At 57.0% G+C, this 18236-nt stretch carries 10 protein-coding genes; 3 read left to right on the top strand and 7 right to left on the bottom strand.

Going from position 1 to position 18236, the window contains the following annotated elements:
* Positions 1 to 137: 137 nt before the first annotated feature.
* Positions 138 to 1730: an ABC-F family ATP-binding cassette domain-containing protein gene (locus BXP70_RS05705; RefSeq protein ID WP_086593052.1), complete on the bottom strand. Its 1593-nt coding sequence runs from the start codon at positions 1728 to 1730 to the stop codon at positions 138 to 140.
* Between the two features lie 642 nt (positions 1731 to 2372).
* On the opposite strand from BXP70_RS05705, the gene BXP70_RS05700 reads away from it, so the two are divergent.
* The 3 genes from BXP70_RS05700 to BXP70_RS05690 all read left to right on the top strand — a co-directional run bounded on the left by BXP70_RS05700 (position 2373) and on the right by BXP70_RS05690 (position 6103).
* Positions 2373 to 2819 (top strand): hypothetical protein, encoded by a 447-nt coding sequence (locus tag BXP70_RS05700; protein ID WP_086593051.1) that lies wholly within the window; start codon positions 2373 to 2375, stop codon positions 2817 to 2819.
* A gap of 29 nt (positions 2820 to 2848) precedes the next feature.
* Positions 2849 to 3571, top strand: coding sequence for a DUF92 domain-containing protein (locus tag BXP70_RS05695; protein WP_086593050.1), 723 nt, complete (start codon positions 2849 to 2851; stop codon positions 3569 to 3571).
* Between the two features lie 108 nt (positions 3572 to 3679).
* A complete protein-coding gene (locus BXP70_RS05690; RefSeq protein WP_086593049.1) occupies positions 3680 to 6103 on the top strand; it encodes an outer membrane beta-barrel family protein in 2424 nt (807 codons plus the stop codon).
* Between the two features lie 125 nt (positions 6104 to 6228).
* Here the strand turns inward: BXP70_RS05690 and bglX are convergent, their stop codons facing one another.
* From bglX to BXP70_RS05660, 6 genes are all read right to left on the bottom strand, one after another.
* A complete protein-coding gene (bglX, locus tag BXP70_RS05685) occupies positions 6229 to 8532 on the bottom strand; it encodes a beta-glucosidase BglX (RefSeq protein ID WP_086593048.1) in 2304 nt (767 codons plus the stop codon).
* 236 nt (positions 8533 to 8768) lie between these two features.
* Positions 8769 to 10523, bottom strand: coding sequence for a family 43 glycosylhydrolase (locus BXP70_RS05680; RefSeq protein WP_086593047.1), 1755 nt, complete (start codon positions 10521 to 10523; stop codon positions 8769 to 8771).
* Positions 10524 to 10730: 207 nt separating this feature from the next.
* Positions 10731 to 12068: a glucoamylase family protein gene (locus tag BXP70_RS05675; protein WP_086593046.1), complete on the bottom strand. Its 1338-nt coding sequence runs from the start codon at positions 12066 to 12068 to the stop codon at positions 10731 to 10733.
* A gap of 93 nt (positions 12069 to 12161) precedes the next feature.
* Positions 12162 to 13625 (bottom strand): RagB/SusD family nutrient uptake outer membrane protein, encoded by a 1464-nt coding sequence (locus tag BXP70_RS05670; protein ID WP_086593045.1) that lies wholly within the window; start codon positions 13623 to 13625, stop codon positions 12162 to 12164.
* Between the two features lie 18 nt (positions 13626 to 13643).
* Positions 13644 to 17024, bottom strand: a complete 3381-nt coding sequence (locus tag BXP70_RS05665; protein ID WP_143436380.1) for a TonB-dependent receptor — start codon at positions 17022 to 17024, stop codon at positions 13644 to 13646.
* Between the two features lie 114 nt (positions 17025 to 17138).
* Positions 17139 to 18179 (bottom strand): FecR family protein, encoded by a 1041-nt coding sequence (locus BXP70_RS05660; protein ID WP_143436379.1) that lies wholly within the window; start codon positions 18177 to 18179, stop codon positions 17139 to 17141.
* Positions 18180 to 18236: the final 57 nt, after the last annotated feature.

Below are 18236 nucleotides of genomic sequence, written 5' to 3'. Positions count from 1 at the left end.
CCAACGAAACCGTCATTTCGACCAACGGGAGAAATCGCGCATGCAGTAGTAAACCTGACAACCAAGATTAGCATTGCACGCAAGATTTTTCCTGTTGGTCGAAATGACGTTCAGATTCCGCATAACGTGCTGACTTCCTAAGCAAGATGGATAGTAGCAGCCACTCCAATCTGTTCCACAAAATATTGATCGTGGGAAATCAGCAGGATGGAGCCGCCAAAGTCCTTTATGGTTTCCGTCAGCACTTCTTGGCTATGCACGTCGAGGTTGTTCGTGGGTTCGTCGAGGATGAGCACGTCGGGGGCGTTGTTGCTGACAAGGAGGCAGCAGAGAATCAGCTTCATTTTCTCACCGCCGCTTAGGCCCGCGCATTTCCGGTCCCAGCTTTCGCGGGGGAATTGCTGGTAGTGCAGCACCGTTTTCAGCTCATGCTCCAACAGATTGCGCGAGTTGTAGCGCTGCACTTGCTCAAACACCGTCAGGCTATTATCAATAAGCGAGTAGTCTTGGTCGATGTAAAAGGTGTTGAAATCCGCCACGAACAGCTCGCCGGTGGAGGGCCTTAGGGTGCCGGTCATGAGTTTGAGCAGCGTGGTTTTCCCGACGCCGTTGTTGCCGGTGATGCGGACCCGGTCGCCGGAACGCACTTGGAAAGTGAGCGGATGCTGCCAGAGAGCCTGGTCGCCGTATGCGAAGTTGATGCCCTTGGCTTTTACCAGCACCTTGCCCCGGTGCAGATCCGATTGACCTAGGTCGATTTTAAGCGTTTTCTGCTCCTGAATCTGCGTTCGAATTTGCCGTAAGTCGCTGGCTAGGTCGTTGATTTTGTCTTGCTGGGTTTCCTTTATGTGCGCCGAACTTTGTTCGGCTTGGCGTTTGAGGTTGCCGGCCACAATGCGCGGCAAGGCCTTCTTCTGTCCTTGCGCTTTGCCCCGCATTTCCTGCTTTTGCCGTTGCTCGGTTAGGTCGCGGGCCTTTTGCTGAGCTTGGTGTAGGGTTTTCTCTTTGTCGTCGAGTTGGGCGTGCAGGGCCGTGAGCTTCGTTTCCTTCTGCTCTTTGTAGAAGTCGTAATTGCCGCCGTAGGCTTCCACGGCGGTTTTGGTGAGTTCCAATGTCAGATCAACCAGGTTCAGCAGGGCCCGGTCGTGGCTAACGACTAGCACCGTGGCTTTGCTTTTCCGAACGAAGTCGTAGAGCAAGCGGCGACTTTCGGCGTCGAGGTGGTTGGAGGGCTCATCGAGCAGGATGATGCCGGGCGCGTGAATGAGCGCGCCCGCCAGAAACACTTTGGTTTTCTCCCCGCCGCTCAGCGCGTGCATGGGCTGACCTAGGTCGAGGTGCTGCAAGTGCCAAAACGCCATGGCAGCTTGCGCGCGCTCCTCGATTTCCCAATCATCATCGAGCTGGGCGAAGTGCTCGGGGGCCGCATCGCCGGCCAGAATAGCCTGCAAAGCCTCCAGCTTCTGGTCGATTCCTAACACCTGCGCTACCGAACAGTCGTCGTACTGACCTAGGTGCTGGGGCACGTAATACGGTTTTTTCTCCAGCGCCACCTCGCCCACGGATGGCGGGATGCGCCCGGCCATAATTTGCAGCAAGGTAGATTTACCAGCGCCGTTGTGCCCCACCAACGAGGCTTTGCTACCGCGGGCAACCGACAGATGCAGGTTTTGAAACAGCACCTCGCCATCGGGGTGCCTATAGGCAAGCGCATTCACTACGATACTCATAGCGTAAGGCGTAAAAAGTAAACGATAGAGTACCCCTAGCGCGCACGCAGCGTCAGACCTAGGGAAAACGCCGGCAACGACACGGCGAAGCAGCACGCTTGGCGCGCTTGATATGGCTAATGGACTAGCAACGGGAGGAAGCAGCCTAGGAGCAACAACAGTCGGCTGAAATTGCCGGAGCGAATCGCTTCGCTCCAGTTATTGCTTTCTCGTACTGGTGTTGGTTTGAACGCCTGCCTGCATGAGGCGTTTGGCGGATGCCTGTCGAGAAAGACGGCACCTGACGCATACTCCCGCGGCCTTGCCGACAACTGGAATTACATAAGTTCTGCGGTTGACCATCACGCGTGGTTCTTGCGCGATGAACGAACGGATAAGTTGATTGCCAACCTCTTCCGCTCGGGCAGAAGAAGTGCTGGCACGCAATCATCGGGTCAACTCAGCGGATTTCCATTGGAGTACTAGTAGGCTTACTTGGCTGCAAGTATAAGAAAAACAGAACATTGTTTGTCATGCGCCAGCTTCATCTTCTGCCACTAAGTACACCACCTGTCCGAACCCTTTGACAGCACCGTATGAGTTGAGCACAAACCCCCTAGCTTTGAACCGACTTCTACCAGGCCCTTACTCATACCCGCTGTTATGCGCATTGACGAACTAGAACAAGAAGATTCTGACATCGATTGGTTTGCCGTTGACAGCGACGGGCACGTGCTGCACGTTTCTTCCGGGGGCGGCGTGTTGCCCGAGTCGGTGGCTGCTTCCGAGGAGACGTTGTTGCAACTCTACCAGTATTTTCTGGCGCTGCCCGATACCGCTTCTGCTGCGCTGGTGCAGGTAGAAGCCAATGCTGAAAAGAGCGGCCGAAACTACCAGAACGCCATTCGCTACGCCCAACGGGGTTTGTTCTCCTTCGATAAGACGTTGCTGAACAAACACCCCGATCCGCAGTATCACTTGGTAGTCCGCCCCGCCGATCCGCTCACGATCAAAGACATTCCCGAGCCTATCGCGACGCTGCTTTTGCGCACGCGCTTGCCGGAGCCGGTGGCGGCGAAGACCAAGCTGCTAGTCGCCGACATAGCCTAGGTAGTGTTCCTCTCCTTTCGTCGAGCCAGATGAACAATCTTCTACAAGTCGGGGCGGTGGCGCTGATACTGGGTATCGGGATGCTCTACAGCGTGCGGGCGGGCAAGCTCACGGTGGCGGGCGCCTGCACCGGCGGCGTGCTGGGCGTCCTGATCTTTCTAGGGGCGGGCTTCACGGGGCTAGCTATGCTCGGCTTGTTTTTCCTGCTCGGGTCGGCGGCCTCGGGGTGGCGGGTAGAAGAGAAGCGCCGGGCTGGACTAGCGGAGGAAAACAAAGGCCGCCGCACCGCCAGTCAGGCGCTGGCCAATGGGGGCGTGGCGGGCATCTTGGGTTTGTTGAGCTGGCTGTTTCCCGCTTACGCGACGGTGTTCCAGCTGATGATAGCTGGCAGCTTTGCCTCGGCCACCGCCGACACGATGGCGTCGGAGCTAGGCAACGTGTACGGCCGGCGCTACTACAACATTCTCACCCTGAAGCCTGACACGCGCGGCTTGAACGGCGTAGTCAGCGTGGAAGGCACCCTGCTGGGGCTAGCTGGCAGCGTGGTTATTGCCGTGGTGTATAGCCTAGGTTTTGGGTGGAGCAGCGCATTTGGCTGGCTGTTGCTGGCGGGCACGGTGGGCAACCTAGCCGATTCGGTGCTGGGCGCCACGCTGGAGCGCAAACATTGGCTTTCGAATGATGCCGTCAATTCGCTTAATACGCTCGTTGGGGCAGTGGTGGCTGCGGCGCTGTGGAGCCTCGCTAGGTAGCTCCCGCCGCAAAAAGGCTGGTTTCCGCTACTTCGGAGCTTCTATCTTTGGCGGCAACTCGCTCCTGCTTACCTCCGGGGCGCAATCCACGCCAGCTACCTAGCTTCTATGCGGCATCTTTTACCCTTGCTCTTGTGCTTGCTGATTCAATTTGCCGCCCAGGCGCAAACCGATCAGACGCTACGTGGCCGGATAGTGGATGCTCAACAGCAGCCTTTGGAGTTCGTGACGGTGGCCTTGGTGCGCACCACCGACCAGCAGGCCGTGCAGGGCACGCTTACCAACGCCGCGGGCGAATTTGTGCTGCACTATGCCACGCCGGGCGCCTATCAGCTCATGGTGCGGTTTGTGGGCTACCAGCCGTATCAGTCCGAAGCGTTTACCCTAGCTAGCCGCGACTGGGGCACGCTGGTGCTCACGGCGTCGGCTGCCGAGCTAGGGGAAGTGCGCGTGTTTGGCAAGCAAGATCTAGTGACGGCCGAAAACGGCAACCTCAGCGTGAACGTGGCCGGCAGCACCACCGCAGCGGGCCAAACCGCCTACGACTTGCTGCGCCGGGCACCCGGCGTGGCTATCAGTCGCGACAACGTTGTTTCGCTGAACGGCAAGCAGGGCGTGCGCCTCATGCTCGATGGCAAGCTGGTGTACCTGGAAAGTGCCGACTTGGTGGCTCTGCTGAAAACCTTGCCGGCCAATGCCATCAGCAACATCGACCTGCTCGCCAACCCTGGCGTGCAGTATGATGCGGCGGGTACGGCCGGGCTCATCAACATCCGTACAAAGAAAGGCATGGCCGAAGGGTTAAATGGCGCCTTTACGGTGGGCGTTTCGCACTGGTACACCCCCAAAACCAACGCCGACCTCAACCTAAACTACCGCCGGGGCCGCCTGAACCTTTACGGCACCTACAACCACCAGATCGGCCACTACGCCTACCGCTACACGCTCTACCGGGTGCAGCGCGACACCATCTACGACAGCCCCACCCGCGACACCGACAAGCGCAGCAACGTTAACGCCACGCTCGGCGCCGACTACCAGCTCGACGACCACCAGACCCTAGGGTTGGCGCTGAGCACCAACCAGCGCTTTGGCCCTGGCCTTACCCACACCATCACGCGCATCTCGCCCGAGGCCACCGGCCAACTCCTGCGCACTCTCTACGCCACCAACGACTACTATTTTCAGCGCGCCAACCGCTATAATGCGAGCCTCAACTACCGCTGGCAGGACAGCACCGGCCGCACCTTCAGCGCCGCCGCCGACTACGGCTACTTTGATGGCGGCTCGCGCAACTTGCAGCCCAACGTATACCGCAGCCCGGAAGGCACCACGCTGAGCGAGAACCTGTACCGCTCGCTTACCCAAGCCGGCATTGATTTGTACGCGTTCAAGGCCGATTTTCAGGATAGCTTAGGTCGGGGGCAGCTGAGCGTCGGGACGAAGTTTTCGGATGTGCAATCGGATAACAACTACCGTTTCCTACGGGTGGAAGGCGCCGCTGAGCTACTCGATGCGCAGCGCTCCAACCGGTTTGAATACCACGAGCAAATTGCCGCCGCCTACGCCGACTACCAGGTGGCCGTTAGCGCCCGCGTGCGTCTGCAAGGCGGCCTGCGGCTGGAAAACACGCGGGCGCGGGGGCAACTGCGTTACGCGGATGCACAAACCACGCCCACCCAGCCCGTGAAGCGCGACTACCTCAACTTGTTTCCGGCCCTCTCGGCGGGCTACAAGCTCAGCGACCAACGCCGCCTTTCCCTCTCCTACGCCCGCCGCCTCGACCGGCCCGCTTACCAGAGCCTGAACCCGTTTATTACACTGCTCGATGAGCTTTCTTTCTGGCAGGGCAATCCGCTGCTGCGCCCCCAGTACGCCAACCGCTTCGCCGTCGATTATTCCACTGCCGGCAACCTAGCTCTTACATTAGCCTACACCCGCACCCGCGACATCATCGCCTCCATCAACGACACGCTGGAGAGCAATAAGGTGGCCATGACGCCGCGCAACGTGGGCCGCCAACACCACCTCAGCCTGACGGCCACTCGCTCCTTCGCACCGACAACGTGGTGGAATATTTCGGCCAGCGCCACGCTTTACTACGTCGACAACCAGATTGCTTTCGATGCGAATCGGCAGTTTCGGCTGCGGGCATTGGCGGGCAATATGAGCTTGCAACAAAGCTTTCAACTGCCTTTTTGGGGCCTGAACGCCGAGCTGGTAGGTAACTACAATTCGCCCACCGCTACCTCGGCCAACGAGCGTAATCACGGCAACGGCCAACTCGACGCGGCCCTCAGCCGCAAGTTTTTCAAGGACGCTGGCAGTCTGAGCCTAGGTATCACCGATATTTTTCTGACGAGCCGCTGGAACAGCCGAAGTCAGTTTGCGGGCTTTTACCTGCGCAGCTATGGCTACGGCGAAACCCGCCAAGTGCGCCTGAACTTCACTTACAACTTTGGCAACAAGCAAGTAGCCGCACCCCGCGAGCGGAAATCCGCCTTGGATACCGAAGCCGGCCGGATTAAGTAAGCAGTCGCCTGCCGGTCGGACGCGTAGGGCGTCGGACCGGCAGGCGACTGCTTATACTAGAAAATAAAAGAGCGGCCATGCCCAGACATGACCGCTCTTTACATATGAGACCTAGCTAGGCCTTCTTATTCCAGCGTGAAGCTAGCTTGTTGCACATCCCGCGAGTTGCCGCCGACCATCACTTGGAAGGCGCCGGGCTCTGACACGAATTTCAGATCGGCGTTGTAGAACTTAAGATCGTCGGGGGTGAGGCGGAAGGTGAGCGTGCGGCTCTCCCCTTTTTTCAACATCACTTTCTGGAAGCCTTTCAGCTCTTGCACGGGCCGCGTGATGGAACCTACCATATCGCGGATATAGAGCTGCGCGACTTCTTCGCCGTCGTAGTTGCCGGTGTTTTTCACCGTCACGCGTACTTCTTGCGTGTCGCCGGTGCGCAGGGTGGCTTTGCTCAGCTCGGGCTTCGAGTAGCTGAACGTGGTGTAGCTCAGGCCGTAGCCAAAGGGATACAGCGGGTCGTTGGTTACGTCGAGGTAGCGCGACTTGTATTTGTCGAGCTGCTCGCCGGCGAAGGGACGGCCGGTGTTGCGGTGGTTGTAGTAGATCGGCACTTGGCCCACCACCTGCGGGAAGGTCATGGTGAGCTTGCCGGCGGGGTTGTAGTTGCCAAACAGCACATCGGCCACGGCGTTGCCGGCTTGCGTACCGCCAAACCACGTTTCGAGCATCGCGTCGGCGTTCTGGTTTTCCCAGGGCAAGGTCAGCGGACGGCCGTTTACGAGCACAATGACTAGCGGCTTACCTAGCTTTTTCAATGCTTTCAGCAGATCGAGCTGGCGACCGGGCAAACTGATGTCGGCGCGGCTGGCGGCTTCACCGGTCATGCCCTGCGACTCCCCTACCACGGCCACCACCACGTCGGCCGCTTGGGCGGCTTGCACCGCTTCTTGGATCATGGCTTCGGGGGTGCGCTTGTCGAGGGCTAGCTCGCCGCCGTGGGCGTTGAGGCGCGCAATCATCTGCTCGTCGTCGGTCACGTTGGCGCCTTGGGCGTAGGTGAACTTCACGCCGTTGCCAGCCACATTTTTCAGGCCTTGCAGGATGGATATGGCTTGTTTGCCTTCACCCGCGCCGCTCCAGTTGCCGATCATGTCGCGGGCGCGGTCAGCCAGCGGCCCAACCACGGCAATGGTGCCCGATTTCTTCAGCGGCAGTGTGTTCTTGTCGTTCTTCAAGAGCACCATGCTGCGGCGGGCCACGTCGCGGGCGGCTTCGATGAACTCCGGCTTCATCAGGGTTGCCTTAGCGCGCTTCTCGCTCACGCCTCGGTACGGATCTTTGAACAGCCCTAGCTTGTACTTGCCTTCCAAGATGCGGCGGCAGGCTAGGTCAATATCGGCTTGCTTCACGGTACCTTCTTTCAGGTTTTGGGCTAGGTTCTTCAGAAACACCTCACCCACCATGTCCATGTCGATGCCAGCCGTGAGGGCAATGGCCGACACCTGCTTCTCGTCGCCGAGGCCGTGCGGAATCAGCTCGTTGATGGCCGTGTAATCGGTGGCCACGAAGCCTTTGAAGCCCCATTGGTTGCGGAGCAGATCGGTCATGAGCCACTTGTTGCCGGTGGCGGGCACGCCGTTGATGTCGTTGAAAGAGCTCATCACTGAGCCCACGCCGGCCTCGACTGCCGCTTTGTAGGGCGGCAGGTACTCGTTGTACATGCGCTGGAGGCTCATGTCGGTGGTGTTGTAGTCACGACCGGCTTCGGCGGCGCCGTAGAGGGCGAAGTGCTTCAGGCAGGCCATCACGTTGGCGGGGTTGGTGAGGTCGGCGCCTTGGTAGCCGCGCACCATAGCCTCGGCGATGCGCGAACCTAGGTAGGGATCTTCGCCGGCGCCTTCGGCCACGCGGCCCCAGCGCGGGTCGCGGGCAATATCCACCATGGGCGAGTACACCCAGTTAACACCGTCGGCGGCGGCTTCCTGGCCGGCAATGTGGGCGCTACGCTCCATGGCGGCTAGGTCCCAGCTAGCCGCCAGCCCCAGCGGAATCGGGAAGATGGTACGGTGTCCGTGAATCACGTCGTAGCCGAGGATGAGCGGAATGTGCAGGCGCGATTCTTTCACCGCCATTTCCTGGAGCTTGCGCGCCGCCACGGGCGTGTAGGTGTTCAGCACGCCGCCCACGAGGCCCTTGCGGATCTTCGCGTCTACGTCTTTGCTCACTACCGGGCCGGTCACGTCGAAGCCTACCGACACGAGATTCAGCTGGCCGATTTTCTCTTCCAGCGTCATCTTTTTCATCAGCTCATTAATGAACTGATTCATTTTCGGGTCGTTGGCGGTGGTGGCCGTGGCAGCCTTCTGTGCCTGTAGGTGCGGACTTGCTAGGAGCCCCAGCGCCAGCACGGCCGCGCGGAAAGTTGAGTTCATGTAAAAGGGGTATTGGTTGAAGTATGACGTTCTAGTGGGGCGCCTTACCCCCCGGCCCCCTCTCCGAAATGGAGAGGGGGAGCCACTCGTCTGAAGTATTGAGTGCGAAGGGCTGAAGATTGCGTTGAAAAAATCACTTAAAACTGGAAACCTAGCACTTTTCCCTTCTTGCATCGGGCTCCCCCTCTCCTTTTCGGAGAGGGGGCTGGGGGCGAGGCGCCCCAGCAGAACGGATTTTATTTTGCTTCCATCACCGGCGTGCGTTGCGAGATGCCGTTTTCGTTGATGGATTCGATGGTGAAGTAATACGGCCGGTCTTTGTCCATGCCTTTGAAGTAGTACTCGTTTTGGCCGTGCACCATGATGCAGTTGTAAAGCTTATCGGGCGCGATGCCGGTGTAGATGTTGTAGGCGTAGGCCCCATCCGTCGGCGACCACCGCAGCCAGGCACTGCGCTTGTCTTTCTCGGTGCGCAACACCACGAAGCCTTTCACCGAGCTAGGTTTGGTGCCCGATCCTAGCCCAAATACTCGCAAGCCGCTGATGGCGAATTTGCCGGTGGGCATGTGGATGTTTTCGAGCTTGAGGTAGCGGGTTTTCACGCCCGCGGGCAGCTCAATGTAGTCGTGGGGCACGTCGGTGCGGTTCTGACTTTTATCCACCAGCACCTTCCACGTTTTGCCGTCATTCGATTGGTAGAGCTTGTACTGGTGATACGTGCCCTGCTGCTTGCCCAGGAACTGCGCGTCCTGGTCGGCGTAGTTGATCTGGATGGCGCGCACGGTGCACACGCTACCTAGGTCGGTTTGCAGGTACTCACCTTTGTTGGCGGTGGCGGCGCTCCAATAGGTTTTGATGTTTTCGTCTACGGCGTGGTTGGCCGCGTAGCCGCCGAGCGTGGACGATACTTGCACGGGCTTGTTGTAGTTCAGCAGCATCCAGCCGGCAAAGCGGCTTTTCAGGTGATCTTCGGGGCCGGTGGGCAGGTAGGTTGGGTAGTCGCCGAAAGCGGTGTTGCTGTACAGCACGCCGTCTTTGTCGAAGCCCGCGGGCCACAGACCTAGGCGGCGCTCGAAATTGTTCTTCACCGCAATAACCATCGTAGACAGGTGCCACCAGTTGCCCCACGTATCCTGAAAGGTATTGCCGTGTCCCGCGCCGCGCGCAAAGCCGCCCGGCTTGTAGGCAAACGGATTATGCGGCTGCGGCGTGAACGGACCTAAGGGCTTGTCGCTCACCTGCACGCCGTCGGCGTAGCCGCTGAATTCGGTGCCGGGCGCGCCGTATTGGAGATAATACTTGCCATTGTACTTGTTCATCCAAGCGCCTTCCATAAACGGGTCGAGGAAGGTATTGTCGAGGTATTCGCCGAACCGCTGCCAGCCAAACTGCGCGTCGTTCAGCTTGAACAGCTCCTTTCGTTCGCCAATCGGCGCGAAGTTTTTGCGGCTGATTTGCTGGCCGTAGAGCGGATACACGTTGGAACTGCCCCAGTAGAGGTACAATTTACCGTCGGTGTCGAGGAAAAAGTCAGGGTCCCAAGCGCCAACCTGGAACGGGTCGACGGCCTTTTTCCACTCGTTTTTCTTTGGGTTAGTGCTCATCCAGATCGGGAAGTTCTTTTCCTGCGTCGAGCCGTAGACCAGCAGCGTATCACCGAGCACGAACACTGCTGGCGCGCACAGGTCGTCGTACACTTTGTGCTGCGGCTCTAGGAAAGAGCGCGACACGAACTTCCAGTTATACAGATCCTTACTCCACCAATAGCCCCATTGGTTCGTGGAGAACAGGTAATAATCCCCTTTGTAGAGCGTGATAACCGGATCAGCGGTAGCGCGGTGCTTGCCGGCCTCCGCAAAGTTTGGGATGGGCGTGTAGCCATAGTCCAGATTCAGCGGGTTGCAATACGTGCGCTGGCCGGGGCTGGAAGTTGGCTGCGCCTGAGCGGCTAGACTCAGTACAGTAAGAAGGAGAAGGAGCGTTCGGAGCATGGGTAGGATGGTCGCGGATAAAGGAACAGTCATGCTGAGTTTGTCGAACCGTAGGTCAGCGTAGCTAGCATCTCTACCGCTTCGTTGCACGATGTAGAGACGCAATACTTTGCGTCTCCCGTTGAACGACCTAGCTAAAACGCCTGAAAAACATCAGCAGCAACGGCGAGACGCAAAGTGTTGCGTCTCTACATCGTGCAATGGCGCTTACTTCTTCAAATGCGGGCTTTCAAACCCTAGGTTCTTGAGGCCGCGCTGCACGTCGGGGGAGCTCATGAACAGCTTCCACAGCAAGCCTGTCCGGTGGTTCTCAATCATGCCCACGATGGGACCTTGGTCGATGGCTAGGTAGGACTTTGCGTACCAATCGTGCTGCTCGCTGAAGCCGTCCACGAAGCCGTATTCGCCCCAGATTTTGTCGCCGAGGTCGTTGTAGAAGTGCTTCAAAGCTAGCATCGACTCAGCCGGCGCGTAGGGCATGGCCGACAGCGCGGCGGTGGGCGAAATCACGCCGAGGTCTTCGGTGGGCGAGTGCGCGGCGTAGCCCTTGTAGCTATCCGAAGCGGTGAGGCCCCAGCTGTTTTTGCCGTAGCCCTTGTACTTCTTGGGGTTCGATACGCAATAGTCGTAGTTGATGCGCGTGTGGGCTTGGTTCTGCTGCCAGTAGTCAGCGTACTGGTCTTTGAGGCCGTGCGGATCGATACCGAGGAAAGAGTAATGCGAGAAGAACAGCGGTCCGCCGTAGTCGAAGCCCAGCGGCAGGGTGGTACCTAGGTACTTCTTCCCATTCTTGAAGTAATCACCCGTGGCCCAGCCTTGGTCGTACACCTTCTTCTCAATGGCGTACTTGGGCGAGGAAGCCGCCAGCACGTACGTCACGAGGCACTCGTTCCAGCCGTGAATCTGGTGGTTCATGCTCCAGCCGTTATTCGGGCTCCAGTGCCAGTAGAGCACGTTTTGACCGCCTTGGGTGTGCCAGTTCCACTCCACGTTCTCCCACATCCACAGGATCTTGTTGCGTAGTTGGCTTTCCGCAGGAGTGTCCTTCGTGAAGTACTGGCGGGCGCAAATCAGGCCTTCGTACAGGAACGATGTTTCCACAATATCGCCACCATCATCCTTTAGGCTGAAGCGGATGGTTTTGCCGGTTGCGCCGTCCATCCAGTGCGGAAACACGCCGTGGTACATGTCGGCTTTCCACAGAAAGTTGACAATCTTCAGCACCCGCTCAGCGGCTTGCTCGCGCGTAATCCACTTGCGCTCGGCGGCCACGATGATGGCCATGAGGCCGAAGCCCGTACCGCCGGTGGTTACCACTTCGTCGCCGTAATCGAAGGACTTGTTGCTGCGCTCCCGCGCCATGCCACTCACTGGGTGGCCAAAGTCCCAGAAATAGCGGAAGGTTTGTTTCTGCACCAGGTCGAGCAATTGCTCGTCGGAGAGCTTGCGCGGGCGTTGGACACCACTGCCTACTGCGGGTAGTTGCTGGGCAAGCAGCGAAGTGGTTAAAAAGAAGAAGAAGGCAAAAAGGAAAGAATGCTTCATGGGTGGCAAGTAGGAACGAAGTACTGAGCTAGGTTGGGTAGCGAGGCAAAACCAAAAGCGGGAGCTAGCTATTGCCAGCTCCCGCTTTCGTGATTAATAACCAGGGTTCTGCGTGAGCCGGCCACCACTCAAGGTGATTTGGCTTTGCGGAATTGGCATTAATTCGTTTTTGCCAGCTTTGAAGCCTTTACTAGCCAGCACCGTAGCGGCGCGGCCTTGCCGTACCAAGTCGAAAAAACGGTCACCATTTTCGAGAGCTAGCTCCAACCGACGTTCCTTGTAGATAGCTTGGCGTAGCGCCTCCTGCGAGAGAGTAGATGCTAAAGGCGCTAATCCTGCACGTACCCGAATCCGGTTAACCGAAGCCAAGGCTTTAGCCGTTTGGCCTAGCTCGTTTGCCGCTTCAGCATTCATGAGCAGCACATCGCCCAAGCGGAGAATGCGGATGTTCTGGTCACGGCCGTAGCTACAAGCTTTCGTCACCGAGTTAGGCACATAAGCCTTCATGTTGTAGCGCGGGTTCGGCGATTTGGCCGTAACGGAATCGCCAGAAGGCGTGAGTGTACCGCGCGCCAAGATGGTACCAATCTTACGCTTGTCGCCGGGCTCAAAGGCATTTTCTAGATCCGCGGTGGGGTTGAAGAAGCCCCAGCCAAATTGGGGTCGTGGTCCTTGCACCTCGGCCCATTGGCTATTAGAAGCATCGCAGTTGCCTACCAGCGTTTGCGTCTGCACCTCGAAAATCGACTCAGGGCCGTTTTCGCCCGCAACCCGGAACATCTGGTAGAAGTCGGGCGCAAGCGAGTACCCTAGCCCTTGCACTTGGTCAGTCAGTGTCACCACATCAGCCCACTGCTTCTGATACAGCTTCACTTTCGCCAGCAACGACAGCGCCGCTCCCTTCGTGGCCCGGCCTACGTCGCTAGCCGAATACGCTTGAGGCAACACGGCCGCTGCCGCAGTTAGGTCACTGACAATGAAGGTATACACTTCATCTTGCGAAGCGCGGACCGGGTTTAGCTCATCCGGCGTTTCCGCAGGTTTGGTGTGCAATGGCACCCCACCAAAAGCACGCACCAAGTTGAAATAATGGTAGGCCCGCACAAATTGCGCTTCGGCTACTAAGCGGTTTTTTAAGGTGCCATCCATATCAATAGAGGGCACTTTGGTAATTACTTGGTTGCACAAGTTGATGCCCTGAAACTGACCAGCCCAATACCCTTCCGCTGGCCCCGTGGTGGCAGTCATGCGGAAGAAGGTGTAGTCGTCTAAGAAGGCCGCATCGCCGGCGACGCTTCCTTTCTCCGCATCATCTGAGGTTAGCGTAGTGACAGCTAGCCAGTTGAAAGCAATCAGGTTCCAATCGCGCAGCTTACCATAAATGGCGTTCACGCCTTGCAAGGCCTGCTCTTGGTTGGTGAAGAACTGCTCACTCTGGGGTTGTCCTTGCGGCGTCACATTCAGGTACGATTCACTGCACGAGCCAACGCCCATCAGACCTAGGATGCCCAAGGCCAGCACCGCACGGCGCCGGAAAGTATAGAAAGAGGTTTTCATTGATGTAGTCTTTTGCGTTTAGAAGCTCACGTTCACCCCGAAGTTGTAGGTAACCGATAGCGGGTACACATTTAGGTCGATACCCGAGCTAGTGGGGTTCGTGCCGCTGTTGCTGCCCGTTGCGGTCACGTAGCCGGTGGGGTTGGCCGCGGAGTACGGTCTTCTCGTTGGGTCGTACGACGTCCCAACTTCCGGCGTGAAGCCGCTGTAGTTGGTGAGCGTAAATAGGTTCTGGGCATTTGCGTAGATGCGAATACCCTGAATGCGTGCCTTCTCGCCGAATAAGGTTTTGGGCAGGTTATATCCTAGCTGAATATTGCGCAACCGCACATAGTCGCCTTTCTCCACGTAGAAATCACTCGGATCTAGGTTACGGCCTGTAAGATTAGCGGACGGGTACGTGTTCGAGGTACCAGCCCCGTGCCACCGCTTATTGTAGAACTCTTCGGTATAGTTCTCGTTGCCGTAGCGCACGCCACGCGTTGCATTGTAAATGTCGACCCCGCCTACCCCTTGGAAGTCAACTTGTAAATCGACTGCCTTGTAGCGGAAGTTCGTGTTGAGACCGTAGCTGAACTTAGGGTTCGGGTTGCCGATGATTACCTTGTCGCGGTCGTCAATCACACCGTCACCATTTTGGTCGCGGTACTGGAAGTCGCCTGCTTTGGCATCAGTCTGAGCAGATCTAGCGACATCTTGCTCTGACTGAAAAATGCCCTGTACTTGGTAGCCGTAGAACGAGCCAATCGGTGCGCCTACGCGCGAAACTGTGGTTAGATAACCACCAACGGGCAACCCACCAGCAAACAGAGGAGCATCGCCACCGGCTGTCGACAGCACTTTGTTCTGGTTGTAGCCTCCCGTGAACCCTACGCTGTAGCTGAAGTCGGTGCCGGCATCGGCGGCCCAGCGTACGGCAACTTCTACCCCCGAATTCTTGAAGGAGGCATTGTTAGCATAAAACCCACCGGCGTTGGTGTAGCCAGGCGAGGTGAGTACCGGAATCGGGAACACGGCATCAATGGTGCGCCGGTCGTAGTAATCTACTTCTGCTGTCAGGCGGTTGTTGAGGAAACGCATTTCCAAACCAGCATCTCCTTCGCGCACTTTCTCCCACGCTAGGTTTGGCGGCACCTGCGTGTCGATGCTAGCTCCTGTGTTTGCCTGACCGCCGAAGAAAGAAGTGTAACCAGCCAAAAAGCTAGCCCGCTGGATGGCAATGTTATTCACCACTTGGTCGTTGCCGAGCAAGCCGTAGCTCACGCGCAACTTCAGGAAGTCAAAGATCCCGTTTTCCTTCAGGAAAGACTCTTCCGATAAAACCCAACCGGCCCCAACGGAAGGGAAGTTACCCCAGCGCTTGCTGAACTTCGAGGAACCATCGCGGCGGAAGCTTGCGGTCAGTAAGTAGCGGTCTTTATAAGCGTAGTTGACGCGGCCAAAATAGGAAGCTAGCGTAAACAGATCTACTGGGTTTTCGAGGTTGCTTGTGCCTACGGTACCTAGGTTGAAGTAGTAGTTTGCATCCGAACCAGGCGGCACGCCGTTTATCGAGCCGATAACTTGCTCGACGCGGGTGCGCAACGCAGTGTTGCCAAGCAAGGCGGTGATGTGGTGGTCGCCAACGGTCTTGTCATACGTCAGCGTATTCTCCCACTGCAACGTACTCGACCGCCCAAAGCCTTTCCGCAACGTATTGCCCCGATACACCTGCGCCGTAGTGAGCGAGTCGGCTTTGCGGTAGTTGTAGAACTTGGTGCTGGCGTAGTTGATACCAACACTTGTACGGAACGTGAAGTCCTTTAAGATGTTAAACGAAGCAAACACGTTGCTAACCAGCGTTTGTCCGTTCGTTTTTTGATTGTAGTAGTCGAGGCTGCCTTGTGGATTGCTGAAGTTACCTAGGCCACTACCGATTAAGTTAGGATCACCGTATCGGCCATTTGGGAGAAAAGGCTGAAGTACCGGCGGAGCAATAAAAGCTTGGTAAAAAATATCGCTCGGAATATCGCGCGAATTAGTATTAGCGAAAATGGCGCTGTAGCCTAGCTTGATGTGCTCCGTAGCGTTGAAGTCCGTCTGCAAACGAGCAGTGATACGCTCAAAGTTGTTCTTCTTGATCAGGCCTTCCTGGTTCAGGTAGCTACCGCTAAAGCTGTACGAGATTTTATCGGAACCACCCGACAAGCTCAACTGATGATTATGGATGGTGGCAGGCTGCGTAGTTTGCTTCAACCAATCGGTACTCGGCAGGCTGGTAGCTAATGAGTTAGGTCCATTCTTTTCGTTGATGAGTGTAGCGTACTGTTGCGCGTTGGCCATCTCTACTTGGTTGGTCACCTTCTGCACGCCCACAAAGCCATTGTAATTGATACGTGGTGTGCCTTGCTTGCCACGCTTGGTCGTGACGATGATTACGCCATTAGCGGCGCGTACCCCATAAATGGAAGCACTCGCTGCATCCTTCAATACCTCGATGGAGGCAATATCGTCTTGGTTAACGAAGCTCAAATCGGGCACGAACGTACCATCTACCACGTAAAGCGGCGCGCTACCTGCAATTGAGCCAATGCCGCGTATGCGTACATCAGGGGAGGTACCAGGCGCACCAGAGTTGGTGATTTGCAAGCCTGCGACCCGCCCTTGCAATGAGCTAACCGGATTCTGAGAGGCTTGATTTACGAGCTCTTCCCCCTTTACAGAAGCAATAGCACCGGTTACTTCGCTTTTAGCCTGCGTGCCGTAGCCCACTACCACCACTTCATTCAGCGTCTTGGTATCAGGAGCTAGGTTCACGTTCACCGTGGTGCGGCCAGCAATGGCAACTTCCTGCGGATTGAAACCTACGAAGGAGAAAACCAAGATACCTTGATCGGGAGCCGTGAGCGTGTAGCTACCGTCGCCGCCAGTTTGAGTACCATTGGTCGTGCCTTTTACAACCACGTTTACGCCCGGCAGCCCTTCGCCTTTATCATCAAGTACGCGGCCGGTTACGGTAATATCCTGGTTTACTGAAACGTTTGCAGAAACTGGCTTAGAAGGCATGCGCAACACGACGCGGTCTTCGCTTACTTCGTACTGGATTTTCAGTGGCGCCAGGATCTCATCTAGCACGAGCTCCAACGGCTCATTCTTAGCGCGCAAAGTCACTTTGCGCTCAGCCCCAATTAGTTGCTGACTGTAAACGAAGCGAATGTTGGTCTGCTTGGCAATCTGGTTTAGCGTCGCCTTTATGGTTTGTGCCTCTACCTGAAGGGTAATTTTGCGCTCTAATACAGTCTGGGCTAAGCTCGGGCGCGCCGTTGCGACGCTAGCTAGCAGGCAGGTAAGGACCAGTTGCAACAATACCACTCGGAGCGGACGCCAAAGAGGTGGTGAAAGCCGTAATGGGTTTTTCATGAGTGTGAGATTATGGTGGGAACTAAAGAAAACAGCCAACCTTTCGCATCTGACGGGATGCGTTAATCAGCAGTAAGACAAAACCTTATATAGAAAACAACCAGATGCTAACGCTCAGTTTGTTTGACAGCCATTGCTATGAATGACGACTTGCGTACCCTCCAGCGTGTAGTAAGCACCCAAGGATTTGCACAGCAGGTCTAGCTTTTCGAATAAGGGCTCCTTGTAGAAGGCAATGCTCACGGTACAGCCAGCCAGCTTGGCCTTGTTGTACACCATTGCTATCCCGTAGGCCTTCTCCAACGCAGTAAGAACTTCCGGCACGGGTCGTTCCTCAAACTCGAATGTCTGGGGAGCTAGCACCACCGGCTTTGCCACCAGGGCTTTCGTCAAGTGGTGACTGGCAGCCGAGTACACCACCTGCTGATTGGGGAGCAACAACACGCCGTTGGCGGAGGGCTTAGCGGGTGTAGCATCTAAGTTGGCGGCGGTGCGGGCTTGCACTGCTACTTTGCCCTCTCGTACAGCCACGGAAGCTTCTTTACTACCCGAATAGGCCTTCACCCGGAAGCTCGTGCCAAGTACGGTGGTCACTACCTGTTTGGTGAATACCAGAAAAGGGCGGTGCGGGTTTTTGCTCACCTTAAAGAAAGCCTCTCCCACCAGATATACCTCGCGCCTAGGTCCGGCAAACCCTGCGGCATATCGCAGACTACTACCTGGATTCAACGTAATACGGCTACCGTCGGGCAGCGTAAAAGCCTGCACCTGCCGGGTGGTGTTAGTGCGGCGCGTCCAGCTGTCTTTCGCCGTGGCTACTTCTTGCCCCGCCAACCAAGACCGGCCGCTCAATCCGAACAATACACCTAGCCCAACGGCAACCAGAGCTAATACGGCTGCCCACCGCACAAGAGGCGTTTGCCAGAAAGACGCCGGATGCTGCACTACCTTGGCCACGGGGGCAGCAACTGGCTGCGTGCGCACCATGCGGTGCCAAATGGCATCTTCTATCGCTTCCTGGTTTTGGCTAGGTAGCATTTTCGCTTCGGCCTGCTCCAGTCGGTCGTACCATTGATCCACTAGAGCTTGCTCGTTGGGCGTGCAACAGCCGTCGAGGTAGCGCTGAAGAAGAATATGGAACTCAGATTCCGTCACAGTAGCAGAGGTTAGGCGGGCTTCTAAAAAGGAAGTCAACGAAACCAGGCACACCCC

Origin of the sequence: Hymenobacter crusticola (genome assembly GCF_002154225.1) — a bacterium.
Taxonomy (GTDB): domain Bacteria; phylum Bacteroidota; class Bacteroidia; order Cytophagales; family Hymenobacteraceae; genus Hymenobacter; species Hymenobacter crusticola.
The sequence above is the reverse complement of the archived record's forward strand: the minus strand, read 5'-3'. Positions and strand labels throughout refer to the sequence as shown.

What these genes read in the sequence shown, in the direction of transcription:
- BXP70_RS05705 (WP_086593052.1), bottom strand. Translation starts at nt 1,730, where the DNA reads ATGAGTATCGTAGTGAATGCGCTTGCCTATAGGCACCCCGATGGCGAG.
- BXP70_RS05700 (WP_086593051.1), top strand. Translation starts at nt 2,373, where the DNA reads ATGCGCATTGACGAACTAGAACAAGAAGATTCTGACATCGATTGGTTT.
- BXP70_RS05695 (WP_086593050.1), top strand. Translation starts at nt 2,849, where the DNA reads ATGAACAATCTTCTACAAGTCGGGGCGGTGGCGCTGATACTGGGTATC.
- BXP70_RS05690 (WP_086593049.1), top strand. Translation starts at nt 3,680, where the DNA reads ATGCGGCATCTTTTACCCTTGCTCTTGTGCTTGCTGATTCAATTTGCC.
- bglX (WP_086593048.1), bottom strand. Translation starts at nt 8,532, where the DNA reads ATGAACTCAACTTTCCGCGCGGCCGTGCTGGCGCTGGGGCTCCTAGCA.
- BXP70_RS05680 (WP_086593047.1), bottom strand. Translation starts at nt 10,523, where the DNA reads ATGCTCCGAACGCTCCTTCTCCTTCTTACTGTACTGAGTCTAGCCGCT.
- BXP70_RS05675 (WP_086593046.1), bottom strand. Translation starts at nt 12,068, where the DNA reads ATGAAGCATTCTTTCCTTTTTGCCTTCTTCTTCTTTTTAACCACTTCG.
- BXP70_RS05670 (WP_086593045.1), bottom strand. Translation starts at nt 13,625, where the DNA reads ATGAAAACCTCTTTCTATACTTTCCGGCGCCGTGCGGTGCTGGCCTTG.
- BXP70_RS05665 (WP_143436380.1), bottom strand. Translation starts at nt 17,024, where the DNA reads ATGAAAAACCCATTACGGCTTTCACCACCTCTTTGGCGTCCGCTCCGA.